Source organism: Microbacterium sp. NPDC090281 (assembly GCF_044769635.1).
GTDB lineage: Bacteria > Actinomycetota > Actinomycetes > Actinomycetales > Microbacteriaceae > Microbacterium.
In genome coordinates, this window is sequence record NZ_JBIVYH010000001.1 from 2,118,764 (window position 1) to 2,142,699 (window position 23,936).

Consider the following 23,936-nt stretch of genomic DNA (forward strand, 5'->3'; position numbering starts at 1 on the left):
CCGCTGGGTACCGAGGGCGTGACCTAGGCTGACGGTATGCGTCGCGTCATCGTCCTCGGCTCCACCGGCTCCATCGGCACCCAGGCACTGGATGTCATCCGCGCCAACCCTCGGCGATTCGAACTGGTCGGTCTCGCGGCCGGTTCGAATGCCGAGATGCTGGCGGAGCAGGCCGCGCAGTTCCAGGTCGACGACACCGCTCTGGGAGCGGTAGAGGCCGAGCAGCTCGTCCGCGACGTCGAAGCCGACGTGGTGCTCAACGCCATCACCGGCTCGATCGGCCTGGGCTCGACCCTGGCAGCGCTCAAGGCGGGCCGAACGCTCGCGCTCGCGAACAAGGAATCCCTGATCGTCGGCGGAGACCTGGTGCTCGCTGCCGCCGCCCCCGGTCAGATCGTCCCGGTGGACTCCGAGCACTCGGCGCTCGCGCAGGCGCTGCTCGCCGGCACTCATGCTGAGGTGAGACGACTGGTGGTGACGGCATCCGGCGGCCCGTTCCGCGGTCGCAGCCGAACGGAATTGACCGAGGTCACCCCTGCCGAGGCGCTCGCCCATCCGACCTGGGACATGGGGCGGATGGTGACGACCAACTCGGCGACGCTCGTCAACAAGGGGCTCGAAGTCATCGAGGCGCACCTGCTGTTCGACGTCGCGTACGACGACATCGAGGTGGTCGTGCATCCTCAGTCGATCGTGCACTCGATGGTGGAGTTCATCGACGGCTCCACGATCGCACAGGCTTCGCCGCCCGACATGCGGCTGCCCATCTCGCTGGGCCTGGACTGGCCGAACCGCGTCGGCGGCGTCGGACGACCGCTCGACTGGTCTTCTGCCACGTCCTGGACGTTCGAGCCGCTGGACAGCCAGGCGTTCCCCTCCGTCGCGCTCGCGAAAGCGGTCGGACGTGCAGGGGGTACGTTCCCCGCCGTGTACAACGCGGCGAACGAGCAGGCGGTCGATGCGTTCCACGAAGGTCGGCTCTCGTTCCTCGGCATCGTCGACACGATCGCGCGTGTCGTCGACGCGCACGATGCGCCCGATGTGCTCACGGTCGAGAGTCTCGCCGCAGCCGAGTCCTGGGCTCGCACGACCGCTGATCGGATGATCGCGGCGCTCTGAGCCGGGACCAGGGTGGGGTCTCCACCCTGGTCGTCGGAGTCAGTGCTCTTCGGGGTAAGGAACCGGCCAGCGCGAGTCCGGTACCGGCCAGCCGGCAGCACGCAGCGCTCGGCGGGCGAGTTCACGGGCCGAATACGGCGTGCGCATCCCGCGAATGTCGCGGTAGTCCTGATGCCCAGGTCCCGCCCACAGGATCGCGTCGCCGTCGCCCACGAGTCCGACCGCGGTCACGATCGCGTTCTCGGGCGGTGAAGCCTCGTGGATCTCGGCGTCCGGGCGCACCTTGCGGGCGCTCTCGACCAAGGTCGCACGGATGGAAGCAGGATCCTCGAATCGTGGGTGGTGGTCTGTCACGACGAGGATGTCGCTGCCCTCCACGGCGGTGCGGGCCATGTCGAAACGTTTGCTCGCATCGCGATCGCCGTCGGCGCCGAACAGCATCAGCACCCGCCCGGGAGTCACGCGGCGGACAGCGGCAAGGGTCTTCTCGAACGCATCCGGGGAGTGCCCGAAGTCGACGAAGACCGCCGGTCCACGCTCTCCTGAGACGAGTTGGGTGCGACCGGGAAGGTAGGCGCGGATGCCGCCGTCGCGGTTCAGCGCGTCGACGATGCGCTCCCACGTGTAGCCACCCTCGAGGAGCATCACGATCGCCAGCGCGGCGTTCGCGGCCATGTGGGGGCCGATGACCGGGACCGTGGTGGTGAGTGAGCCGCCAGGGCCGGTCATCGTGAAGGTCGTGCCGGCTGCTCGCTCCTCATCGATGATGACCACCCAGTCCGCAGCGGCTGCGGCTGCGGGGTCTGCAGCGATCGAGGGGGTTCCGACCGTGACGACCGGGATCTCGGAGCGTTCGACCACGATCGCACCCGAGGGAGAGTCGAGGCAGATGACACCGCGCTTTGCCCGATCCGGACGGAAGAGCGGAAGCTTCGCCTCGAAGTACTCCTCCATGTCGGCGTAGTCGTCGAGGTGATCGTGGCTCAGGTTGGTGAACCCGGCGACATCGAAGCGGATGCCGTCGACCCGGTGGCGCGAAAGGGCCTGTGCGCTGACCTCGACGGCGACAGCCTCGACGTCGCGCTCACGCATCAGGGCGAGAAGCGCGTGCATCTCGGAGGCTTCGGGGGTGGTCAGGCGGGAGACGATGACCTCGCCGGCGATGTGGCGCTCGGCGGTGGAGGAGAGACCGGTGACGACGCCGATCTGATCGAGTATCCCTTCGAGCAGGTGGGAGACACTGGTCTTCCCGTTTGTCCCAGTCGTCGCGAACAGCAGGGGCAGAGGATCCTCGGCGCCCGTCCCGTAGACCCAGGCGCTGAGATCGCCGAGTACGCCACGAGGGTCGTCGACCACGATGATCGGCAGCCCCGCCGGCTCGGCGATGGCTGCGCCGGCCTCATCGGTGATGACAGCGACGGCGCCCTTCTCGGCGGCGGTGGCGGCGAAGTCGGCACCGTGCCGGTTGACGCCCTGGATCGCGACGAACGCCTCACCGGGGCGGAGATCCGCAGTGGCGAGGGTGATGCCGGAGAGGGCGATCCCGTCGACATCGCCGCGGATCATGCGGGCGAATCGGGAAGCGAGTTCGGACAGCTCACGCCGGGGCGGGTTCGCGGGGCGGAGCACGGGAGGCAGGCTCGGTTGTTGTTCAATCGACATGACGGATCCATGATCTCACGACGGCGGTGCGAACACCTCGTGCGGCACGACTCCTCGCGCGCCGCGGTGCAGCGTGCGAGGAGTCGTGCGTGGCGTCAGGCCTTGCGGCGGTAGGCCAGGATCGCGACGACGAGTGCCGCGATTCCGGCGACGAGCCCTCCGGCACCGAGGGCTACCCCCACCGGATCGGTCGCGGAAGACGGGGCTGAGTCGTCCGCCGAGTCCTCCGTCGAGGCCTCCGTCGCTGCATGCTCGCCGTGGCCACCCGCGGCTGCCGCTGTGACCGACACGACCGGAGCCGGCGCGTCGAGGCTGTGCGGGTCCTCACCGTTCTCGGCGATCTGCGTCCACTCGGTCGCCCCCTCCACGCACTGCTGCACGACGGGGAAGGCCAGGGTGTCCGGTGTGCTCTCGTCCAGGCCGACCCCCATGCTCACCGCTCCACGAAGGTCGGTCGGCACCGGGGCGACCGCGGTGTACGTGACGGCGCTGACGAGGCCGTCCTCACCGCGCTCCACCTGGATGTTCCAGTCGCTGTCCATCGTCGGTGCGACGGAGGCGAGTCCTTCCGGCATCGTGATGCGCAGTGCAGTGGTGGGGGAGTTCTCGCAACCGTGTGAGAACGAGAAGGTGAGGACGCCGTGATCGCCTGCCACGAGCTCATCGGGGCTGACACCCACATGGGCGCCGGCCATCGAGGGAACGGCCAGGGCGAGGATCGCTCCGCCGAGGATGCCGGCGGTGGCGAGGGCGTTGCGGCGGGTACGGGTACGGGTACGGGTGATTCGGGACATGAGTTATCTCCTGGTGCTCGAAATGCGGGCGCGCCACGACGACGCGGCTCCGCGAATGCTGTTTCCGCCCACGACGGGCGGCAGACTGCGGTGCGACGGATCAGCCGCAGATGAGCGCAGGAGGGCCGCGGCGTGGAACCGCGGACGAGACCGCGGCGTCGAACGACGGGAAGAGGATCGAACGTAGACGGGGCGGTCGGCGATGGGCGGCAGGTACTGCTGCGTCAGCACGTCGGAACAGTGCCTCGACCCAGCGGGCCACGACCCGCACGACAGTCTCGCCGTGCCATACGAGGAGGGTGGTGAGAACTGCTGCGACGGCGTGAGCGAACAGCATCATCGTGCTGGGGGCCGCCAAAGGTGACGCTGACCCTAGCAGAGCGAGGTCGATGTGGTGAGAGTGTCCGCCGCCACCGACCTGGGCGCCGGTAGGCGCCCCGAGCGCCTGGAACACGAGGTGGAAGGCGGCTTGCCCGAGGAACACGGCGACGGCCGCACGGGTCCTCGACTGTCGAACCCCGACCAGCAGCGCCGACAGCGGCATGATCAGCGTCGCGACCGCGAGAATGAGCAGCGGATGCGGGGCTGCTCCACCGCCGATCGTGTGAGAAAGAGCGGCGATCAGTGTCGCCACGGAGGAGACGGCGGCAGCACGCACGAGTCGCAGCTGCCGGGCATTCACGGTCACAGCCTAGCTGCGCCGAGAGGGCCGGGCGGATTCCTAGCTGGGGGCACTAACGTTGGCACGTGGAATTCCTGCTCTATCTGGCTGGCATCCTCTTCATGTTGATCGGCCTCGGGCTGTCGATCGGCCTGCATGAGGTCGGCCATCTCCTCCCTGCGAAGCTCTTCGGCGTGCGCGTCGGCCAGTACATGATCGGTTTCGGGCCGCGACTGTGGTCGAAGCGGATAGGCGAGACGGAGTACGGATTCAAGCTCCTGCCGCTCGGCGGCTTCATCTCGATGTCGGGGATGTACCCGCCCTCGAAGAAGACCGGACCAGCGTCCGGCGTCTTCCGTTCGCTGATCCAGGATGCGCGCAGTGCGAACGACGAGACGATCGCCGAAGGGGCAGAGGACCGCGTCTTCTATCGGCTTCCGGTGTGGAAGCGCGTCGTCGTGATGCTCGGCGGCCCGCTGATGAACCTCATCCTCGCCACCGTCATCTTCACGGTGCTGCTGTCGGGCATCGGTCTGCAGCAGGGAACGACGACGATCGCGTCCGTCAACGAATGCGTGGTGCCGGCAGGCTCGACGGCGACCGAGTGCACGCCGGACGACCCGGCATCACCTGCGTCGGAAGCCGGGATCAAGCCGGGCGACGTGATCGTGTCCGTAGATGGTCAGCCCGTCTCGACGTTCGCCGAGGCCACAGCGATCGTGCAGGCGGCACCGGGTGAGACGCTCGACATGGTGGTGCGACGCGATGGAGCGGAGAAGTCGCTGAGCCTCACGCCGATCGCCGCGGAGCGGACGATCACCGATGCCGGCGGCCAGCCTGTCTTAGACGACGCGGGAGAACCCGTCGTCAAGGAGGTCGGCTACGTCGGTATGGGCGCGCAGATGGGTTACGTGCAGCAGCCTCTGACCGCGGGCCCCGAGATGGCCGCGGACAGCACCGCTCGGGTCGCTTCGATGATCGTCACGCTCCCCGTGCGTCTGTGGGACGTAGGAGTGTCGCTCGTGACCGGTGGCGAACGCGACCCGAACGGCCCGCTGAGTGTGGTCGGCGTCGGGCGCCTCGCGGGAGAGGTCGCCGCGACCGATGCGCCGATCCTCAACAGGTTCGCCTTCCTGCTCAGTCTTCTGGGCTCGCTGAACATCGCCCTGTTCGTCTTCAACCTCATCCCCCTGCTCCCGCTCGACGGCGGTCACATCGTGGTCGCACTGTGGGACGGCATCAAGCGAGCGTGGGCCAAGCTCTTCCGTCGACCCCCTCCTGCGCCCGTCGACGCCACGAAGCTCGTGCCGTTGACCGTGGTCGTCGCCGTGCTGCTGATAGGGATGGGCGCTCTGCTCCTGGTCGCCGATCTGTTCAATCCGGTGAATCTCCTCGGCTGAACGACGTCGAACGACGTCTGCTCCGCTCCCGTGGGGTCTTCGCGCCAGGAGCCGAGTAGGTCAGCTCACGCGAAGGCGTCGCCGACGAGACGTTCGAGCGTGCGGATCCCGTCGCGCGACAGGATCGACTCGAGGTGTCCCTGCACCGAGGCGAAGTGCGCGCCGCGGAGCGCGTACACATCACCGGAATCTACGTCCGCGGAGACTTCTGCAGCTCCGACCCTGGTCGTTCCAGGGGTGACACGCGCGGTGAAGGTGTTGTAGAAACCGATCGAGGCGTCCTCTCCGAACACCGGAACGTACTTCTGCAGGCCTTGATGGGGGGCATCGAGAGGCGTCAGTGCGATGCCGAGCCGGTCTGCAAGGATCTGATGGCTGAGGCACACGGCGAGCAACGGGGCTCCGGCCTCGAGCCGGCGGGCAACCACTTCGCGCATCCGGGAGATGCGCGCGTTCGAGGTGTCCCGAGGGTCACCGGGGCCGGGACCGGCGACGACGAGGTCTGCGGCACCGAGCGCCGCATCATCCACCTCGCTCCACGGCGCGATGGTCACCGCGAGACCGAGGTGGCGAAGCTGGTGGGCGAGCATCGTGGTGAACCGATCCTCTGCATCCACGACGAGAGCGGTACGTCCGGCGAACGGACCGGTGAAATCTTCGCCCTGCGGGTTGAGCCAGAACTCAGCCAGGCGGGCGTTGCGTGAAGACAGCAGCGCAGCGATCGCGGGGTCATCGGCGAGGGGGAGCGCGTCGCCGGGAGCATCCGCGTCGCTACGAGCCTCGGCCACACTGTCACGGTCGATCGCACCGATGGCACCGAGCACACCCGCGGCCTTTCCGTGTGTCTCGGACACCTCGCCCAGCGGGTCGGAGTGACGCACGAGCGTGGCACCGACGGGAACACTCAGCTTTCCGTCCTGGAGGTACACGGTGCGGATGAGGATGGGCGCGTCCAGGTCGTGCCCGCCACGTGTGTTCGGAGTGAACAGCGCGGCGACCCCGGAATAGTACCCACGGGGCTTCCGCTCGTGGCGACGGATCACGGCGCAGGCATTCTGCATGGGCGACCCGGTGACGGTCGGCGCGAACATCGTCTCGCGCAGGATGTCGCGCGGGTCGAGTGCGCTGCGCCCGCGGAGCATGTACTCCGTGTGCGTCAGCCGTGACATCTCCTTGAGGTGCGGCCCGGTGATCCGACCGCCGTCTGAGCAGACCGCACTCATCATCTTGAGCTCTTCGTCCACGACCATGAACAGTTCCTCGGTCTCCTTCGTGGAGGCGAGGAAGTCGACCAGCGTCTCCTTCGTCGCCCCTCCGGCCGGGTGACGGAACGTTCCGGAGATCGGATTCATCGTGACGACGCCTTCACGGGCGACCACGTGGGCTTCGGGGCTCGCTCCGACGGCGATGTGGCCGGGGGTGAAGACGGCGAACGTCCAGTAGGCGCCACGTTCGTGCGTGAGCAGCGCACGGAACCAGGTGAGTGCGGCCGTGCGGTCATCGACGTCGATGCTCGCGGTGAAATCGCGTCGGATGACGAAGTTCGCCCCTTCGCCGCGGCCGATCTCGTCGGCGATGACCTTCTCGACGATCCCCGCGTATTCGGCGTCCGCGATGTCGAAGCCGTCGTCGTGCAGGGGAACCGGGGCGCTCGGGAGTGCAGCGAGGAGTTCCGCAGTCGGGAGTTGAAGATGCTCTTCGACGATCACGCAACGCAGCGGCGCTCCGTCATCCTGTGCGACGAATCCGCGCTCACGCACCTGGCGATAGGGGACCATGGCGAAGACTTCACGCGGGACGTCGTCGATCGTCAGCGGGATGTCGGCGAGCAGGTCCACGTCGACGACGTCGCCGCTGAGAAGTTCGACGCTGTCTGCCCCGTCGCGGGCGATCAGAACGAAGGATGCGGTCGGATCCGCGCTGAGCTCGGCGAGTCGTGAGAGGGTCATCGATGTCTCCTGTGCAGTGCTCCGGCTCGGCGCAACGAAAAGACCGCCGAGGTCGGCGGTCTGGATTCGTGGGAACGCGAACACACCGCCTAGAAGGCGGGCCACCAGGTGAAGTTCGCGAGCATGGGGCCGAAACTACCACATCGAGGGTGGGGTGCTGAGCGCGGTGACATCACCAGATGCTCCCGCCGGTCTCGCGGTCTTCATCATCGAGACAGTGATCGACGACGAGCGAGAGAGCCTGCACGAGGGTGTCGTCGTCGAGGTGCGCTGCTCCCGCGGGAGCGCTGCTGCGAGACCAGGGGAGGTGCACGAACCCGGCGCGGACTCCGTGGTCGACAGCGGCGAGAGCGGTGTAGAGCACGTGGTTGCACACGTAGGAGCCCGCTGAGAGCGAGGAATTCGCCGGGATCGCGGCATCGGTCAGCACGCGCACGAGCCTCTTGACGGGCAGGGTCGCGAACCGCGCTGCGGGCCCGCCCGGCTCACTGGGTTCATCGATGGGCTGCATTCCGTCGTTGTCGGGAATGCGCGCATCCATCAGATTGACTCCGATGCGCTCGATGGCGACACGATCACTGCCTCCTGCGAGGCCGGCGCAGATCACGGCGTCGGGGCGATGCTGCGCGATCTCGCGCCGCAGTCGCACTGCGGCACCGGCGAACGAAACCGGCAAGGTCACGACACGAAGGTCGTGCGGGCCGGTATGGCGAGCAGCTGCGGCAGCCACCGCCTCTGCGGAAGGATTGCGCTCGGCACCGTCGAACGGCTCGAATCCGGTGAGAAGGATGACCGCCATGCTTCCAGCGTAGGTGCGGCCATCCAGCCCTCATGCATCCTGGCGGCGTAGGCTTGGAGGGTGCCAGCAGTGAACCTCGGAATGCCGAAGATCCCGGAAGTCCTCGCCCCGCGCCGCAAGACTCGCCAGATCAAGGTGGGCAAGGTGCTCGTGGGTGGAGACGCTCCCGTCAGCGTGCAGTCGATGACGACGACGAAGACGACCGACATCAACGGCACGCTGCAGCAGATCGCCGAACTCACGGCGTCGGGCTGCGAGATCGTGCGCGTCGCGGTGCCGCATCAGGACGATGCCGATGCCCTCAAGATCATCGCGATGAAGAGTCAGATCCCGGTCATCGCCGACATCCACTTCCAGCCGCGCTACATCTACACCGCGATCGATGCGGGGTGTGGGGCGGTTCGCGTGAACCCCGGCAATATCCGCGAGTTCGACGGCAACGTCGGCAAGATCGCCGAAGCTGCCAAGGCCGCCGGTGTTTCCCTGCGTATCGGCGTCAACGCCGGCTCGCTGGATCGTCGCATCCTCACCAAGTACGGCAAGGCGACGGCCGAGGCTTTGGTCGAGAGCGCCGTCTGGGAGGCGTCGCTTTTCGAGGAGCATGACTTCCACGACTTCAAGATCTCCGTCAAGCACAACGACCCCATCGTGATGGTCAAGGCCTATCGCCAGCTCGCCGAGCGGGGCGACTGGCCGCTGCACCTCGGTGTGACCGAGGCGGGGCCCGCGTTCCAGGGCACGATCAAGAGCGCCACAGCCTTCGGCATCCTGCTGGGCGAGGGCATCGGCGACACGATCCGTGTCTCGCTTTCCGCACCGCCGGCCGAAGAGGTCAAGGTCGGCCACCAGATCCTGCAGTCGCTCAACCTTCGCGAGCGCAAGCTCGAGATCGTCTCGTGCCCGTCATGCGGTCGTGCCCAGGTCGACGTGTACACGCTCGCTGAGGACGTCGCCGAGGGCCTCAAGGACATGACGGTGCCGCTGCGCGTGGCCGTCATGGGCTGTGTCGTGAACGGTCCAGGCGAAGCCCGCGAAGCCGACCTCGGCGTTGCGTCCGGCAACGGCAAGGGGCAGATCTTCGTGAAGGGCGAGGTCATCAAGACCGTGCCCGAGGCGGACATCGTCGCGACCCTGATCGAAGAGGCCAACAGGATCGCCGCTGAGATGGGGCCGGAAGCGCCGCTCGGCACCGCGCAGGTCGTCACGGTCTGAACCCGGAGGAGAACGAGATGTCCGATACCACCGTGCCCGCTCCCGTCCAGGCGATGGTCGACGCGATCAACGCGGCCGATACCGACGCATTCGTCGCCGCCTTCACCGATGACGGTTTCGTCAGTGACTGGGGGACGGTCAAGGCAGGTCCCACAGGCATCCGCAGCTGGGCGGGCAGCGACGCGATCGGAGCCGGTGCGCAGATGACCTTGCTGTCGGCCGCGACCGAGGGCGACACCACGCGCATCCGTTTCGGGTGGTCGAGCCGCGTCTTCAACGGCGAGTCAGACGGCATCTTCGTCGTCGCGGGCGACAAGCTCGCCAGCTTCACCATCCCGCCGTCGCACTGACGCAGCGGACCGACCTCCGCACCAGCAGACCGACCGCGCCACCGTCGAATCCGAGGAGCCCTATGTCGACGCCCACAATCGTGACCTTCGCGGGAGGGGCCGTCACCGGAGACGCCATCGTGACTCGCGTGCAGACCGGTCCTGAGGGGGCCGTGGTCGTCGTCGATTCCACGCCCTTCCACCCCGTCGACCACACCTGGCCCGATCAGCCGGGCGACGGCGGGACCATCAGCGTCGGGGATGACACCGTCCAGGTGACGGAGGCCGTGATGGCCGCTGTCTCGGACGAGGGTGAATTCGCCGTCGGGAGCGACATCCCCGTAAAGCGCGGAGCCGTGGGATGGACCTGGCTCGTCGGACATCGGATCGAGGGGGCCACCCCGGCGTCTCTCGCCGAGGGCGCACGAGTGACCCTCTCGGTCGACGGCGCGCGTCGTGCTGGTCTCAGCCGCGGCCACACCGCGTGCCACGTCGCATCTCTTGCCCTCGATCTGGCTCTCGCCGACCTGTGGCGCAAGGAACCGGGCGAAGACGCACTCGGAAACCCCGACTTCGAAGCCCGTGCGAATCAGTCCAGCCGTATCCACGAGGACGGCGCCGTCGATGAGTATCGGCTCGGCAAGAGTCTGCGCAGGGCGGGCTTCGACACGGAGACGTTCGCTGCGACACTCGCCGATCGTGAGGCAAAGGTCAACGAGCAGCTCGCGGCCTGGGTCGCCTCCGGTGCCCGCAGCAGCATCGAGACGGAGGGCCCGACGATCGTGGATCGCCGACGCTGGCACTGCGCTCTTCCGGAGGGGGAAGCTGTGATCCTGTGCGGTGGAACCCACGTCGAGTCCCTCGCCGAGTTCGCATCGATCACGGTGGCGCTGGACCTGAGCGATCCTCAGCTCCTGGTGATGACGACCGTCGCGGCCCCTGCACGCTGACGTCAGCGTCACACTGAGCTGCGGGGTGGCGACACGAGGCGCGACCTCAGAGCCCGCAACAGGTTCCTCACCGCCGCAGTCTTCGCAACTTCGTCGAGGTCGTTCCATGCCGCCAGTTGAGCGCGTCGGCGTTCCAGATCGCTGGGGAAGGGCACTTCGCCGTTCTCCGAGATCAGGAACTCCAGCATCATGCGAACCTCCCACGCAACCGAAGCCGGGGCATCGAGGAAGGGGCTCTGAGCGAACGGGCTCGGGCTCGACAGGCTTTGCAGTCGGAGAAGGGCAGAGACGAGAGGTGAGGGACCATCGTCGGTGGCGTCACTTCGAGCGGTGATCCCTTCGTCGAGCATCTCTAGAAGCTGCTGCCGTCGCTGCTCCAGCCTTGCCACGGCGCGCCCCCTCCCAGCGACGCAAGCGGCGACCGCGACGAGTGCAACGGAAATGGAACCGCCTACCTCGATTTGCGGGTGGAGGAACCAGCAGGTGTATGCGACCAACACGACAGCTGCCGCAGTCATCGCGGAGAACGCTCGGCCGGCCTGGTGCAGATCGATCGTCGGAGCGGTGGACAGGAACGGTGGCGTCATCATCAGGGCCATCCATCCCCAGAACGCCGCCATGATCGCCGTGGTCGTGAGGAGTAAAAGCACCTGAGGGTCGCTGCTCACTCGCGGTGTCATGCCCGCCGCCACCGCTCCGAGTGCGAGCACGGCGACGAAGAACACCGACAGTCCCCACATCGCACCGCTGATCCAGTGACGTACCTTTCGCGCGAACCGGGTCACTTTTGTGTAGGCGTCAGCGGTCAGGAGAGTGAGCAGGAGGATCACCGTGGCGACAGCGCAGGCGACACCAGCACCGACGAACATCGTGAGACCAGGCTCGCGCTGGCCTGGGGCAAGGGCGAAAGCCACGACGGACACGCACGAAAGGAGCACGGCGATGCAAAGTCGTATGAACCACCAGGGGGCTGATCGCCACGACGATACAGGGACTTCGATGAACGCAGACGCCAGCGCGAAGAGGTCGAGCTGGCTCTTCGGCAGCGGATCTTCGAGCGAGGGCGACAACGGCACCCTGCCAGTATGCCCACGGGCACCGACATCGTCTGAGCCGTCGCCGGAAGGACGCTCAGACTGAGAACTCCACCTCGCCCTTGGCGATGTCCGCCCGGATCACGCGCAGGCGCACGACGTCGCCCGGCTTCGCCCCCGCGGGGATCGGTGCGGTCGCGGTCACCGCCGGGTCGGCTATCTGGACGGCCGCACGCTCTCCGCGCAGCTCGATCACGGTCGCGTCGATCGTCGTGCCGATCAAGGGCGTGAGGAGCGCGGCTTCGACGCAGTTCACCGTCGCCGAGTTCAGCCGTGAGGCGCGCTGACCGGACTCCTGCATGAGGGACGGCAGCTCGCTGAGCGACGCACGTGCCCACTCAGGCGCCGGATCGCCGTTCGACGCAGCGAGGCAGATGGCGAGGACCCAGCGATCGACCAATCGACGCAGGGGAGCGGTCGCGTGAGCGTAGGGGGCGGCGATGGCGGCCTGCACTGCATCGTGCGGCGCATCGCCGTCGAACACCAGATAACCCGCCCCGCGGAACAGGGATGCCGCGGCTTCGAGAACAGGGAGCGACATCGGATCGGTGCGGTCGAGGCCGCGCAGGTACTCGCCGTACGTGCCGGTCGTCCAGGGGCGTCCGAGGGCCTCGGTCTGATGCCGGAACGCCGCGAAGGCGGCGTCGTCGGGCTCCGGCATCGTTCGCAGGATTCCCACTCCGGCATCGAGCATCAGAGATGCGGCCGCCATTCCCGTCATGAGCGAGAGCTGGGCGTTCCACTCCTCGACCGGAAGCGGGCTTCGGCGCTCGATCGCGTAGGTGCCGTCCTCGGCGCGGACGACCTCCTCATCCGGGAGATTCAGGCTCGCCCCTCCGCGCAGACGCTCCTGTTCCATGCGCAGGGCGCCGATCTCGGGCAGCAGCGCTGCGGGGCCGTCTTCGCCGCGATCGAGCGATTGCTGCGCCGTCTCGTAGTCGAGCTGCCCGCGCGAGCGGATGAGCGCGCGCTCCAGGCGGAACTCCGCGACGACGCCGGCGGAGTCGAGCGAGAAGGTCCACACCAGCGCTGGCCGGTCGACATCGGCGAGCAGCGCGGCGCGGTCCTCGCTCAGGACGCGCGGATGCAGAGGGATCGTGCCGTCCGTCGCATACAACGTCTGCCCACGGCGTCGGGCTTCGGCATCCACCGCCCCGCCGGGCACGACGAATCCCGGCACATCGGCGATCGCGTAGCGCACGGTGTAGCCGGTCCCCGCGCGCTCCAGGTGGAACGCCTGATCGAGGTCACGGGACCCCTCCGGGTCCAGGGTCGCGAAAGGGAGGTCACGAAGGTCGAGCACCGGCTCGGTCGCAGCCGACGCTTCCGCCTCGGCGATGACGTCGGCCGGGAAGTCGATCGGCGCCTCCGACGACTCTCGCAGGGCAGCCAGCGCCGAGGCCAGTTCGGTCTGAGCGGCGGACGGGGCGACGTGAGATCGGCGCTGAGGCATGGCTCCACACTAGGCGGGAGAACTCGCCCCGAGCGTGCCGAACCGGCCCAGCACATGTCATCCCGCGTTAGCGTGGAGTCATGACCACTGCAGCCAAGGCACAGACCCTTGTCGGACTCTATGACGCGCCGGAGATCCTCCGCGTCGTGAATGTGTGGGACGTCGTCTCCGCACGGGCGGTCGCCGCCCTCCCCGAGACGAAGGCGATCGCCACGGCCGGACACGGCATCGCCGCATCGTTCGGCTACGACGACGGCGCCACCCCTCGCGACATCATGATCGACATGGTCGGGCGCATCGCTGCGGCCGTGCAGGTACCCGTCAGCGCCGACCTCGACGACGGATACGCAGACGCGGGGGAGACCGCCCGCCTCGCCATCGCCGCGGGTGTCGTCGGTGCGAACGTCGAGGATCGGCTCAAGCCGCTCGACGAATCCATCGCCGCCGTCGAGGCGATCGTGAAGGCCGCAGAGGCGGAGGGTGTTCCCTTCGCCCTCAACGCCCGCACCGACGCCTTCGTGCGCGGTGGATCGCGCCCCGTCGCCGAGAGCATCGCCGATGCCATCCAGCGCGGCCGCGCCTACCTCGACGCTGGAGCGACCGCGATCTTCGTGCCCGGCATCCTCGACATGAACGTCACCCGTCAGCTCGTCGAAGGCATCGGTGAGCGCAAGGTCAGTGTGATCGGACTCCCCGGTGCACTCGCCGCTTCCGAGTACGAGAAGCTCGGCGTCGCCCGCATCTCCTACGGCCCGCTTCCGCAGCGTGCGGCTCTGACCGCGCTGCAGGAGCTCGCGGCAGATCTCTATGCCGGCGGCGTCATGCCGGCCAACCTTCCGGCGCTCAACTGAGACCGCGAAGACGAGTGACCGCGGCTCACTAGACTTGCTCCGTGGTCACTCGTCTATCGAACTTCTTCCTCCGCACACTCCGTGAAGACCCTGCAGGCGCAGAGGTCTCCAGCCACAAGCTGCTGATTCGGGCCGGGTACATCCGACCGCAGGCCGCCGGCATCTTCGCGTGGCTGCCACTCGGTCTGCGCGTCAAGGCGAAGATCGAGACGGTCGTCCGAGAAGAGATGGCCGCAGCGGGCGCGCAAGAGGTGCACTTCCCGGCTCTCATGCCTCGCGAGGCCTACGAAGCGAGCGGTCGATGGGACGAGTACGGCGATCTGCTGTTCCGTCTGCAGGACCGCAAGGGTGGCGACTATCTCCTGGCCCCCACGCACGAAGAGGCTTTCACCCTGCTCGTGAAAGACCTGTACTCGTCGTACAAGGATCTGCCTCTCACGATCTACCAGATCCAGGACAAGTACCGCGACGAGGCCCGTCCGCGGGCCGGCCTGCTCCGCGGACGCGAGTTCACGATGAAGGATGCCTACTCGTTCGACTCCTCCGACGAGGGGCTCGATGTGAGCTACCAGGCGCAGCGTGACGCGTATGAGCGGATCTTCCAGCGTCTCGGCCTCGAGTACGTCATCGTCCAGGCGGACGCCGGCGCGATGGGGGGCTCACGCAGTGAGGAGTTCCTGCACCCGACACCCGTCGGCGAAGACACGTTCGTGCGCAGTGCCGGTGGCTACGCGGCCAACGTCGAGGCGTTCACGACGGCGGTTCCCGATGCCATCGCCTTCGACGCGGACGCGTCTCCCGTGATCTTCGACTCCCCGGACACTCCCACCATCGAGACTCTCGTCGCGCATGCGAACCGCGAGCTCGGCGGCGAGTACACGGCGGCAGACACGCTCAAGAACGTCGTTCTGGCGCTCACCCACCTCGACGGAACCCGCGAGCTGGTCATCGTGGGTGTTCCCGGTGATCGCGAGGTCGACGAGAAGCGCGCCGAGGTCGCCTTCGCGCCCGCCGAGGTCGAGACCGCAACGGCAGACGACTTCGAGAACAACCCGCTGCTGGTCAAGGGCTACATCGGTCCCTGGTCGCCCACCGGAGCCGTTCTGGGCGAAGAGTCCGCCACCGGCATCCGCTACCTGGTCGACCCGCGTGTCAGCGAGGGCACGAGCTGGATCACCGGCGCCAACATCGACCAGAAGCACGCGCACTCGGTCGTCGCCGGGCGCGACTTCGAGGCCGACGGCGTCGTGGAGATCGCGAACGTTCGCGCGGGCGACCCCGCCCCCGACGGCTCGGGCCCTGTCGAGCTCGCGCGCGGCATGGAGATCGGACACGTCTTCCAGCTCGGTCGCAAGTACGCCGAGGCCCTCGGGCTGAAGGTCCTGAACGAGAACGGCAAGCTCGTCACCGTCACGATGGGCTCGTATGGCATCGGCGTGACCCGCATCCTGGCGATCATCGCCGAGCTCAACAACGACGACAAGGGTCTCATCTGGCCGGCATCCGTCGCACCGTTCGACGTGCAGGTCGTCGCAGCCGGTCGCGATCAGGTGGCGTTCGACGTCGCGACGACGCTGTCCGCGCAGCTCGAAGCCGCTGGTCTCGACGTGCTCTACGACGACCGCCCCAAGGTATCGCCCGGCGTGAAGTTCGGCGACGCCGAGCTCGTCGGCGTGCCGAAGATCGTCATCGTCGGCCGCGGTGCCGCCGAAGGACAGCTCGAACTGTGGGATCGTGCCACAGGCGAGCGTGACACCGTGTCTGTCGACGAGGTCGTGAGCAGGCTCTCGCGCCGCTGAGCAACCACGGCCGCGTCGTCAGCAGACGATGCGGCCGTGGTTCATGGTGTCGTCATCAGGAGTGTCGCGGGTGACCAGCGCCTTGAGTGCGCCCGCCGCCAGCGCGAGCTTCCCCTTTGCCGGCTCCCAGAACTCCGTCACCTTCGGCGTCACCTTGATCAGGGCGATGCCGGGGGTGTCCAGGCCGTCGGCGAACCAGATCTCCAGCGAGGGCGAGTAGAGCTCTTCCATCTTGGCTCGGTCGTGCACGAGCACTGCGGTGCCGGCGACGGATACGTACCGCATCCCCTTGGCGTCGCAGTAGGCCAGGCCGACGTCGTGATGCCGTTGTGCCTCCTCGACCTTCTCCGTGTCCTCGGTGGTGAAGAACCAGATGTCTCCGGCTTCGTCCATCTGCCTGGTCGACATCGGTCGACTCACGAGGTTGCCGTCATCGTCGGTGGTCGTGAGCATCGCGATGTCGATGTCCTCCACGAGCTCGGCGACACGGGCGAGGGATTCGGGTCCTGTGATCTCGGTCATGATGTCAGCCTGACGCGCAGCGCGAGCGAGAGCACGGGCGTTGACACTGCGGCTGCTCCGTGCTCATGTCGACGAGAGGCTCGGCGTTGCGGAGCGTTGTGGCTGCGGCGCATGACACGCTGGTCTCATGATCGACGAATCACTGCCTGAGTCCCTCAGCTCCGAGATCAACGCCGTCCTCGACGATGCGGGAGTGCACACCGACCGGCGGCTGGTGATGCGGATGCTGCGCACCGCGATCCTGCTGGGCGAGGATGGTGCCGATCGTCTCGACCTGAAGATCGCGTCGGCGGCGCTGGCCGAGATGCGTGACGCGTTCCGCCTGTTCGCGCCGTTCCGCGGGGTTCCCAAGGTGACGGTCTTCGGATCAGCGCGCACCAGACAGGACGATCCGCTCTATCTCACCGCCCGCGACGTCGCGGCAGCGTTGGCCGGCGACGGCTGGATGGTCGTGACGGGTGCGGGTCCAGGGATCATGCAGGCGGCCTCGGAGGGTGCAGGGCCCGCTCTCTCGCTCGGCGTATCGATCCGGCTCCCCTTCGAGGAGAAGCCGAACGGTTTCGTGGCAGGGCAAGACCACGTCGTGGCCATGAAGTACTTCTTCACGCGCAAGCTGATGCTCATCAAAGAGTCGCTCGGCTTCATCTGCCTGCCGGGTGGATTCGGCACCCTGGACGAGATGTTCGAGCTGCTCACGCTGCAGCAGACCGGAAAGGCGGAGCCGACGCCGATCGTTCTGCTCGATCAGCCGGGGGGAACCTTCTGGCAGGGGCTCCGCAGCTTCATCGACGACCACCTCGCCCCGACCGGCGTCATCTCGGTGGGCGACTTCGATCGCGTGGTGATCACGGATTCCATCGAGGCCGCCAGGGCGGAGATCACCGGATTCTGGCACAACTACGACTCGCTGCGGTGGGTCGGCGACGCACTGGTGCTGCGTCTCAAGGCCGAGCCGACGGATGCCGAGATCGAAGCGCTCAACGAGCAGTTCGCCCCGATGCTCTCTTCGGGGCGGATCGAGCGGACCGCCCCGCGACAAGCCGAGGTCGCCGATGACGACGTGCTGGATCTACCACGCCTGATCCTGCACCTGGATCAGCGTCAGGTCGGGAACCTGTTCCGTCTGATCGGCGCGATCAACGCGCTGGGGTCCGCTCCCGCTCGATGATGCGCGACGCGAAGTCGTCCAGGTCGACCGGGCGATCGAGTATGCGCTCGGCGGCCCGACGCCCGGAGTAGAAGGCGGCGCCGACGGTCGCGGGCTCATCGCCCCACGTGGCCTCACCCGCGAAGTGCAGCACCCCGTCTACGGGCCCTGCGAGGGCGTCGTGGTCGTGATGGGTCGAGCCCACCGCAAGGTGGGAGTATGAGCCGTTCGAGAACTCGTCGTGGCCCCAGCGCGTGATCCAGTGGGCGATCGGGTCGCCCACGGCGTCTGGGTAGAGCACGCGCAGCGCGCTGACGGCGTCGGCGACGATGTCTTCGTCCGAGAGCTCCTGCATCCGACGACCGAACGGCCCGGCCGCGAACGTCAGCAGCGTGGGGATGCCGCTCACGGCGGAGACGTCGTACCAGGAGTGCCAGTGCTCACCGGCTTCGCCGAGCGCGCGCAGTACGTAGCTCTCCTCGTCCCAGAAGCGCTCGGGGAACTGCACGAACACCTTGTTGAAGACACCCATCCCGAGCCGCGAGATGGGTCCGGCCACCGCGTCGGGCAGCGCCGGCTCGAACGCGATCGTGTCGGCCTTGAGGATGCCGAGGGGCACGGTGACGATCACGCGGTCTGCCTCGTACTCCGTGTCGCCCGCGTGCACCACGACGGCGCCGGATGAGCGGACCACGCGGGTGACGGTTGTCCCGAGGCGGATGTCGAGTTCGGCGCCGATTCGGTGGGGGAGCTCGTCGTACCCGCGGGGGAAGATCACCTCGTCGCCGTCGATCGCATCCTCGTCGAGACCGTGCGCGTCGAGATCGCCGATCCACGCTCCGCACTGCTCCTCGACCCGGTGGCGGAAGAACTCACGGATGTCGTCGATGCGCTCGGGCTCGATCCCGGACCGGTCCAGCGCCCGCTCGGTGACATCGAGGTAGGTGTCGCCGGGGGAGGACGCGGCGATCTCTTCGACGAGGAGCCGATCTGCGGTGTCGACGTCGGCGATCCACTGAGCGGTGGCCGCGGTATCCATCGCGTTGCCGTCGCCGTCGAAGTTCTCGATCGGACGGCCACCGACCTGGAAGCTGCCGACCGTGTACTCGATCGCGGGAATCCTGAGAGCGTGGACGAGGTTCCACAATGGCGAGCCTTCGATCCCGTGGATCCACGACGCACCGAGATCGACGGGGAATCCGGCGCTCCGGTCCGTGTGCATCCGACCGCCGATACGGTCGCGTCCCTCGAGGACGACGACGCGCTGACCCGCATCGACGAGCATCCGGGCGCTCGTGAGCCCCGACATCCCCGCGCCGATCACGATCGTGTCGAATGTGCTCACGTGCTCCTCCTCGAGCGGCTCCCTGATCCGACACCGCTGCCGCCGCGCGGGAGCCGGTTGGCACAGGGTATCGTGGTACGGATGTCGCGCGTGCGAACAGGCGCGACGAGAGCTGAATAGAGAGGCCGTCATGGACATCGAACTGAGTCTGCTGCGAGGGATCGAGAAGGAGAAGGCGATTCCCTTCGATGAGCTCGTCGCCATCATCGAGCAGGCGATCCTGACCGCGTACTCCAAGCATGTCTCCCCGGATGGGGTCACACCCGAGGGCGTCCGCGTCGATCTCGACCGCAAGACCGGCCACGTCGCCGTGCTCCAGGTCGTCAAGGACGACGAGGGCGCGATCATCGGCGAAGAGGATGCCACCCCCGACGACTTCGGTCGGATCGCGGCCTTCGCGGCCAAGCAGGTCATCAGCCAGCGTCTGCGCGACATCGCGGACGACGTGGTGCTGGGTGATTTCAAGGACAAAGAGGGCGACATCGTCGCCGGTGTGATCCAGCAGGGTCCGAACCCGCGCATGATCCACGTCGATCTCGGCGTCGTCGAGGCGATCCTGCCCCCCGAGGAGCAGGTGCCCGGTGAGGAGTACACGCACGGCGCGCGTCTGCGCGTGTATGTCACCAGCGTCGCCAAGGGGCTCAAGGGTCCGCAGATCACGGTGTCGCGCACGCATCCAGGGCTGGTCCGGCGACTCTTCGCCCTCGAGGTGCCGGAGATCGCAGCCGGGCTCGTGGAGATCGTCGCTCTTGCTCGTGAAGCCGGACACCGCACCAAGATCGCCGTGCGGGCCAACGACCCGTCGATCAATGCGAAGGGTGCGTGCATCGGTGAACTCGGACGTCGTGTGCGTGCGGTGACCGAAGAGCTCGCGGGCGAGAAGATCGACATCGTGGACTACGACGCCGACCTCCCGACGTTCGTCGCTCATGCGCTCTCGCCGGCGAAGGTGACGAGTTCCTTCGTGCTCGATGCGAACACCAAGGCCGTGCGCGCCCTGGTCCCCGACTACCAGCTGTCGCTCGCCATCGGCAAGGAGGGCCAGAACGCGCGTCTGGCCGCCAAGCTCACGGGCGCCAAGATCGACATCCAGCCGGACAGCGTCCTCGACTGATCGGCTCCGGCCTTCCGCCGCGCCCGAGTGCGGGCAAGGCGTGGTGAAACGCAGGTGTAAGATGGAACCCGTACGAACGTGCGTCGGTTGCCGCACGCGTGCTCCCCGCTCCACTCTTCTCAGGGTGGTGAACCAGAACGACACCCTCATCCCCGATGAGCGCGCTGTTCTACCGGGGCGTGGCGCGTGGGTGCATCCGACACCTGAATGCATGGAAGCTGCTCTGCGGCGTCGCGCATTCGGACGGGCACTGCGTGTGACCACTCAGCTGGACACACGGACCTTCGAACAGCACCCACCAAGAAACAAAGGCTGAACAGCTATGGAAACAAAGTGAACGGCTCGAAATGAGACCCGTCCGCGACTAGTGGTCTGCCCTGTCTGGGTAGACCAACTCAGACAGGAGAATTGTGGCTGGTAAACCACGCGTACATGAGATCGCCGCCGAACTCGGCGTCGACAGCAAGATCGCACTTGCAAAGCTCAAGGAACTCGGCGAGTTCGTCAAGAGCCCGTCTTCCACCATCGAACCGCCGGTTGCGCGCAAGCTGCGCGCGGCGATCGAAGCAGACGGCTCACTGAAGGCCGCGGCTCCGGCAGCGCCAGCAGCGAAGCCCGCTGCGAAGTCGACCACCTCGGCTCCCAAGCCCGGTGGCTCGTCGGCACCGACTCCCGGACCCAAGCCGGGTCCGAAGCCTGCACCGGCTCCCGCAGAACCGGCACCGGTCGAGGCTGCACCCGTCGAGGCCGCACCGGCCGAGAAGGCTCCCGCAGCAGAGGCCTCAGAGGCTTCGGCTGATGCGAAGCCGGCTGACGGCTCAGCTCCCAAGCCGGGCGCACCGCGCCCCGGCAACAATCCGTTCTCGACGGCACAGGGCATGGGGCAGCGTCCCGCAGGTCCTCGTCCGGGCAACAACCCCTTCGCCTCGGCGCAGGGAATGGGACAGCGTCCCAGCCCGACTCCCGGAAACATCCCGCGCCCGCAGGCGCCGCGTCCCGGCGCCCCGCGTCCGGGTGCGCCCCGTCCCGGTTCCCCCCGTCCCGGCGCCCCGCGCGGCGGTCAGGGTGGTCGTCCCGGTGGCGCTCCCTTCCAGCAGCGTCCAGGCGGCCCCGGTCGTCCCGGTGGTGCTGGCGGCCCCGGTGGTGCAGGTGGCCCCGGTGCTCGTCCCGGTGGTGGCGGCGGTTTCGCCGGTCGTCCCGGTGGCGGTGGCGGTCGTGGCCGTGGCCCCGGCGGTGGTACCGCAGGTGCCTTCGGTAAGGGCGGCGGCAAGAGCAAGCAGCGCAAGTCGCGGCGGGCGAAGCGGCAAGAGTTCGAGATGCGGAGTGCTCCGGTCGTCGGTGGCGTCAACGTCACCCGCGGTAACGGAGAGATCATCCGCATGCGCCGTGGCGCATCTATCGCGGACTTCGCCGACAAGATCGAGACGCTGACCGGTTACACGGTCCAGCCGGGAACCCTCGTCACCATCCTCTTCAACCTCGGCGAGATGGCCACGGCCACCGAGTCGCTGGATGAGGCGACCTTCGAGGTCCTCGGTGCCGAGCTCGGCTACAAGATCCAGATGGTCTCGCCCGAGGACGAGGACAAGGAGCTCCTCGAGGGCTTCGGTCTCAACCTCGAGCAGGAGCTCGAGGAAGAGGACGAGGACGACCTCGAGATCCGTCCGCCGGTCGTCACCGTCATGGGTCACGTCGACCACGGTAAGACCCGTCTCCTCGACGCGATCCGTCAGACCAACGTCATCGAGGGTGAAGCCGGTGGCATCACCCAGCACATCGGTGCGTACCAGGTCTGGACCGAGCACGACGGCATCGAGCGCGCCATCACGTTCATCGACACCCCGGGTCACGAGGCGTTCACCGCCATGCGTGCCCGTGGTGCGCAGGTGACCGACCTTGCGATCCTCGTGGTCGCGGCCGACGACGGCATCATGCCGCAGACGGTCGAGGCGCTGAACCACGCCCAGGCGGCGAACGTGCCGATCGTGGTCGCGGTGAACAAGGTCGACAAGCCCGACGCCAACCCGTCGAAGGTTCGTCAGCAGCTGACCGAATATGGTCTGGTCGCCGAGGAGTTCGGTGGCGACGTCATGTTCGTCGACGTCTCCGCTCGTGCGAACACGGGTATCCAGGAACTCCTGGACGCCGTGCTTCTCACTGCCGACGCAGGTCTGGACCTCACCGCCAACCCGAACAAGGCCGCTCGTGGTGTCGCCATCGAGGCGAAGCTCGACAAGGGCCGCGGTTCGATCGCGACGGTGCTGATCCAGTCCGGAACGCTCCGGATCGGTGACCCGATCGTTGCAGGTACGGCCTACGGCCGCGTGCGTGCGATGGTCGACGAGAACGGCGATGCTGTTCTCGAGGCCTACCCGTCGCGTCCGGTCCAGGTGCAGGGACTCAACTCGGTGCCGCGAGCCGGCGACGTCTTCCTCGTCACAGAAGAAGACCGTCTGGCGCGTCAGATCGCTGAGAAGCGCGAAGCCGTCGAGCGCAACGCCCAGCTGGCCAAGGCCCGCAAGCGCATCTCGCTCGAGGACTTCACCCGTGCTCTCCAGGAGGGCAAGGTCGAATCCCTCAACCTCATCATCAAGGGTGACGTCTCCGGTGCCGTCGAGGCGCTCGAGGAATCGCTCCTCAAGATCGAGGTCGACGACTCGGTGCAGCTGCGCATCATCCACCGCGGTGTCGGTGCGATCACCGAGTCCGATGTGAACCTGGCGACGATCGACAACGCGATCATCGTGGGCTTCAACGTCCGCCCCGACACGAAGGCGCGCGAGCGCGCTGCTCGTGAAGGCGTGGACATCCGGTTCTACTCGGTGATCTACAACGCCATCGATGAGGTCGAGAGCTCGCTCAAGGGCATGCTCAAGCCGGAATACGAAGAGGTCCAGTCGGGCGTCGCCGAGATCCGTGAGGTGTTCCGCTCCTCGAAGTTCGGCAACATCGCCGGTGTCATCGTGCGATCGGGAACGATCACACGAAACGCCAAGGCTCGCGTCATCCGCGACGGCGTCGTACTGGCCGATGGTCTCGCCATCGAGTCGCTGCGTCGCTTCAAGGACGATGTCACCGAGGTCCGTACCGATTACGAGGCCGGTATCGGTCTCGGAAAGTACAACGACATCCAGATCGGTGATGAGATCGAGACGACCGAGCTCATCGAGAAGCCTCGCGGCTGATCAATTCGAAACACCTTCGGGCGTCCTTCGCTCCCGCTCCTCGGAGCGTGGAGAGGAAGGACGCCCTGAGGTTTCCTGGACAGGGAGAGAACAATGGCAGGCGAACGACAGGCTCGTCTCGCGGATCGCATCCGCGTGATCCTCGCCGAGCGACTGGAGAAGGGGCTGCGTGACCCGCGCCTCGGCTTCGTGACCATCACCGACGTCCGCGTGAGCGGAGACCTCCAGCATGCATCCGTGTTCTACACGGTGCTGGGCACGGAGGAGGAGCGCATCGCCAGCGGCGCCGCGCTCACGTCGGCTACGGGCATGCTGCGGAGTGAGGTCGGACGACAGCTCAGCACCAGGTTGGTGCCGACGCTCGAATTCATCCCGGATGCTCTTCCGGAGAACGCCGACCACATCGGCGCTCTGCTCCGCGAGGCGCAGCAGCGTGATGCCGACGTGGCGAAGCTCGCATCCTCGGCATCGCACGCCGGCGATGCGGACCCGTACCGCTCGGACGACGACTCGGAGTGAGCGCCGTTTGATACGCTCGGCTTCGCGGGAGC

21 protein-coding genes are annotated in these 23,936 nt (G+C 67.3%); 12 read left to right on the plus strand and 9 right to left on the minus strand.

The genetic code is table 11. From position 1 onward, the window contains the following. Positions 1–36: 36 nt before the first annotated feature. Positions 37–1,119, plus strand: a complete 1,083-nt coding sequence (gene dxr / locus ACIQTX_RS10160) for a 1-deoxy-D-xylulose-5-phosphate reductoisomerase (RefSeq protein ID WP_105525603.1) — start codon at positions 37–39, stop codon at positions 1,117–1,119. A 39-nt stretch (positions 1,120–1,158) separates the two neighbouring features. Here the strand turns inward: dxr and ACIQTX_RS10165 are convergent, their stop codons facing one another. From ACIQTX_RS10165 to ACIQTX_RS10175, 3 genes are all read right to left on the minus strand, one after another. Continuing rightward, on the minus strand, positions 1,159–2,781 hold the full coding sequence (locus ACIQTX_RS10165) for a Mur ligase family protein (protein WP_402971831.1): 1,623 nt from the start codon (positions 2,779–2,781) through the stop codon (positions 1,159–1,161). A gap of 95 nt (positions 2,782–2,876) precedes the next feature. Further along, positions 2,877–3,575 (minus strand): YcnI family protein, encoded by a 699-nt coding sequence (locus ACIQTX_RS10170; RefSeq protein WP_402971833.1) that lies wholly within the window; start codon positions 3,573–3,575, stop codon positions 2,877–2,879. 100 nt (positions 3,576–3,675) lie between these two features. Next, on the minus strand, positions 3,676–4,257 hold the full coding sequence (locus ACIQTX_RS10175; RefSeq protein WP_402971835.1) for a hypothetical protein: 582 nt from the start codon (positions 4,255–4,257) through the stop codon (positions 3,676–3,678). A 65-nt stretch (positions 4,258–4,322) separates the two neighbouring features. On the opposite strand from ACIQTX_RS10175, the gene ACIQTX_RS10180 reads away from it, so the two are divergent. Continuing rightward, a complete protein-coding gene (locus ACIQTX_RS10180; RefSeq protein WP_402971837.1) occupies positions 4,323–5,636 on the plus strand; it encodes a M50 family metallopeptidase in 1,314 nt (437 codons plus the stop codon). Positions 5,637–5,701: 65 nt separating this feature from the next. Here the strand turns inward: ACIQTX_RS10180 and ACIQTX_RS10185 are convergent, their stop codons facing one another. Both ACIQTX_RS10185 and ACIQTX_RS10190 read right to left on the minus strand, forming a co-directional pair. Then, on the minus strand, positions 5,702–7,585 hold the full coding sequence (locus tag ACIQTX_RS10185) for a chorismate-binding protein (RefSeq protein ID WP_402971839.1): 1,884 nt from the start codon (positions 7,583–7,585) through the stop codon (positions 5,702–5,704). A 172-nt stretch (positions 7,586–7,757) separates the two neighbouring features. Beyond that, positions 7,758–8,384, minus strand: coding sequence for a pyroglutamyl-peptidase I (locus ACIQTX_RS10190; protein ID WP_402971841.1), 627 nt, complete (start codon positions 8,382–8,384; stop codon positions 7,758–7,760). Between the two features lie 60 nt (positions 8,385–8,444). On the opposite strand from ACIQTX_RS10190, the gene ispG reads away from it, so the two are divergent. The 3 genes from ispG (at position 8,445) to ACIQTX_RS10205 (ending at position 10,875) form a co-directional block, all read left to right on the plus strand. After that, positions 8,445–9,596, plus strand: a complete 1,152-nt coding sequence (gene ispG, locus ACIQTX_RS10195) for a flavodoxin-dependent (E)-4-hydroxy-3-methylbut-2-enyl-diphosphate synthase (RefSeq protein WP_402971843.1) — start codon at positions 8,445–8,447, stop codon at positions 9,594–9,596. A 17-nt stretch (positions 9,597–9,613) separates the two neighbouring features. After that, positions 9,614–9,946 (plus strand): nuclear transport factor 2 family protein, encoded by a 333-nt coding sequence (locus ACIQTX_RS10200; RefSeq protein ID WP_028502866.1) that lies wholly within the window; start codon positions 9,614–9,616, stop codon positions 9,944–9,946. A gap of 62 nt (positions 9,947–10,008) precedes the next feature. Then, positions 10,009–10,875: a hypothetical protein gene (locus ACIQTX_RS10205; RefSeq protein ID WP_402971846.1), complete on the plus strand. Its 867-nt coding sequence runs from the start codon at positions 10,009–10,011 to the stop codon at positions 10,873–10,875. An 8-nt stretch (positions 10,876–10,883) separates the two neighbouring features. Here the strand turns inward: ACIQTX_RS10205 and ACIQTX_RS10210 are convergent, their stop codons facing one another. Together ACIQTX_RS10210 and ACIQTX_RS10215 are read right to left on the minus strand one after the other, a co-directional pair. After that, complete coding sequence (locus ACIQTX_RS10210; RefSeq protein ID WP_402971848.1) at positions 10,884–11,798, minus strand: hypothetical protein; 915 nt, start codon at positions 11,796–11,798, stop codon at positions 10,884–10,886. A 208-nt stretch (positions 11,799–12,006) separates the two neighbouring features. Then, positions 12,007–13,422, minus strand: a complete 1,416-nt coding sequence (locus tag ACIQTX_RS10215; RefSeq protein ID WP_402971850.1) for an RNB domain-containing ribonuclease — start codon at positions 13,420–13,422, stop codon at positions 12,007–12,009. An 80-nt stretch (positions 13,423–13,502) separates the two neighbouring features. Here ACIQTX_RS10215 and ACIQTX_RS10220 point away from each other — a divergent pair, with 80 nt between their 5' ends. Next, positions 13,503–14,273 carry an isocitrate lyase/phosphoenolpyruvate mutase family protein gene (locus ACIQTX_RS10220; protein WP_402971852.1) on the plus strand — a complete coding sequence of 257 codons (771 nt, stop codon included), beginning with the start codon at positions 13,503–13,505 and terminating at the stop codon, positions 14,271–14,273. A gap of 41 nt (positions 14,274–14,314) precedes the next feature. Next, the gene (locus ACIQTX_RS10225; protein ID WP_402971854.1) at positions 14,315–16,072 is read left to right on the plus strand and encodes a proline--tRNA ligase; all 1,758 of its coding nucleotides are present in this window, start codon (positions 14,315–14,317) and stop codon (positions 16,070–16,072) included. Between the two features lie 18 nt (positions 16,073–16,090). On the opposite strand, the gene ACIQTX_RS10230 is transcribed toward ACIQTX_RS10225, so the two are convergent. Then, a complete protein-coding gene (locus ACIQTX_RS10230; protein ID WP_402971856.1) occupies positions 16,091–16,594 on the minus strand; it encodes a pyridoxamine 5'-phosphate oxidase family protein in 504 nt (167 codons plus the stop codon). Positions 16,595–16,721: 127 nt separating this feature from the next. On the opposite strand from ACIQTX_RS10230, the gene ACIQTX_RS10235 reads away from it, so the two are divergent. After that, on the plus strand, positions 16,722–17,762 hold the full coding sequence (locus tag ACIQTX_RS10235) for a TIGR00730 family Rossman fold protein (RefSeq protein WP_105525592.1): 1,041 nt from the start codon (positions 16,722–16,724) through the stop codon (positions 17,760–17,762). Here ACIQTX_RS10235 and ACIQTX_RS10240 read toward each other — a convergent pair. Further along, positions 17,731–19,086, minus strand: coding sequence for a flavin monoamine oxidase family protein (locus ACIQTX_RS10240; RefSeq protein ID WP_402971858.1), 1,356 nt, complete (start codon positions 19,084–19,086; stop codon positions 17,731–17,733). The two genes, ACIQTX_RS10235 and ACIQTX_RS10240, sit on opposite strands and share 32 nt — an antisense overlap. Positions 19,087–19,216: 130 nt before the next feature. Here ACIQTX_RS10240 and nusA point away from each other — a divergent pair, with 130 nt between their 5' ends. From nusA to rbfA, 4 genes are all read left to right on the plus strand, one after another. After that, complete coding sequence (gene nusA, locus ACIQTX_RS10245; protein WP_028502858.1) at positions 19,217–20,200, plus strand: transcription termination factor NusA; 984 nt, start codon at positions 19,217–19,219, stop codon at positions 20,198–20,200. 61 nt (positions 20,201–20,261) lie between these two features. After that, entirely contained in the window at positions 20,262–20,516 is a 255-nt protein-coding gene (locus tag ACIQTX_RS10250) for a YlxR family protein (RefSeq protein ID WP_081663123.1), read from the plus strand. Positions 20,517–20,610: 94 nt separating this feature from the next. Further along, on the plus strand, positions 20,611–23,385 hold the full coding sequence (gene infB, locus ACIQTX_RS10255) for a translation initiation factor IF-2 (protein WP_028502857.1): 2,775 nt from the start codon (positions 20,611–20,613) through the stop codon (positions 23,383–23,385). A 93-nt stretch (positions 23,386–23,478) separates the two neighbouring features. Further along, positions 23,479–23,904, plus strand: coding sequence for a 30S ribosome-binding factor RbfA (rbfA, locus tag ACIQTX_RS10260; RefSeq protein ID WP_402971862.1), 426 nt, complete (start codon positions 23,479–23,481; stop codon positions 23,902–23,904). Positions 23,905–23,936 lie beyond the last annotated feature (32 nt).

Bases quoted from the DNA above. Each gene is read 5' to 3' on its own strand.
- ACIQTX_RS10235 (WP_105525592.1), top strand. From the start codon at position 16,722: ATGATCGACGAATCACTGCCTGAGTCCCTCAGCTCCGAGATCAACGCC.
- ACIQTX_RS10215 (WP_402971850.1), bottom strand. From the start codon at position 13,422: ATGCCTCAGCGCCGATCTCACGTCGCCCCGTCCGCCGCTCAGACCGAA.
- rbfA (WP_402971862.1), top strand. From the start codon at position 23,479: ATGGCAGGCGAACGACAGGCTCGTCTCGCGGATCGCATCCGCGTGATC.
- nusA (WP_028502858.1), top strand. From the start codon at position 19,217: ATGGACATCGAACTGAGTCTGCTGCGAGGGATCGAGAAGGAGAAGGCG.
- ACIQTX_RS10230 (WP_402971856.1), bottom strand. From the start codon at position 16,594: ATGACCGAGATCACAGGACCCGAATCCCTCGCCCGTGTCGCCGAGCTC.
- dxr (WP_105525603.1), top strand. From the start codon at position 37: ATGCGTCGCGTCATCGTCCTCGGCTCCACCGGCTCCATCGGCACCCAG.
- ACIQTX_RS10190 (WP_402971841.1), bottom strand. From the start codon at position 8,384: ATGGCGGTCATCCTTCTCACCGGATTCGAGCCGTTCGACGGTGCCGAG.
- ACIQTX_RS10165 (WP_402971831.1), bottom strand. From the start codon at position 2,781: ATGTCGATTGAACAACAACCGAGCCTGCCTCCCGTGCTCCGCCCCGCG.
- ACIQTX_RS10200 (WP_028502866.1), top strand. From the start codon at position 9,614: ATGTCCGATACCACCGTGCCCGCTCCCGTCCAGGCGATGGTCGACGCG.
- ACIQTX_RS10205 (WP_402971846.1), top strand. From the start codon at position 10,009: ATGTCGACGCCCACAATCGTGACCTTCGCGGGAGGGGCCGTCACCGGA.
- ACIQTX_RS10185 (WP_402971839.1), bottom strand. From the start codon at position 7,585: ATGACCCTCTCACGACTCGCCGAGCTCAGCGCGGATCCGACCGCATCC.
- ACIQTX_RS10220 (WP_402971852.1), top strand. From the start codon at position 13,503: ATGACCACTGCAGCCAAGGCACAGACCCTTGTCGGACTCTATGACGCG.
- ACIQTX_RS10170 (WP_402971833.1), bottom strand. From the start codon at position 3,575: ATGTCCCGAATCACCCGTACCCGTACCCGTACCCGCCGCAACGCCCTC.
- ACIQTX_RS10250 (WP_081663123.1), top strand. From the start codon at position 20,262: ATGGAACCCGTACGAACGTGCGTCGGTTGCCGCACGCGTGCTCCCCGC.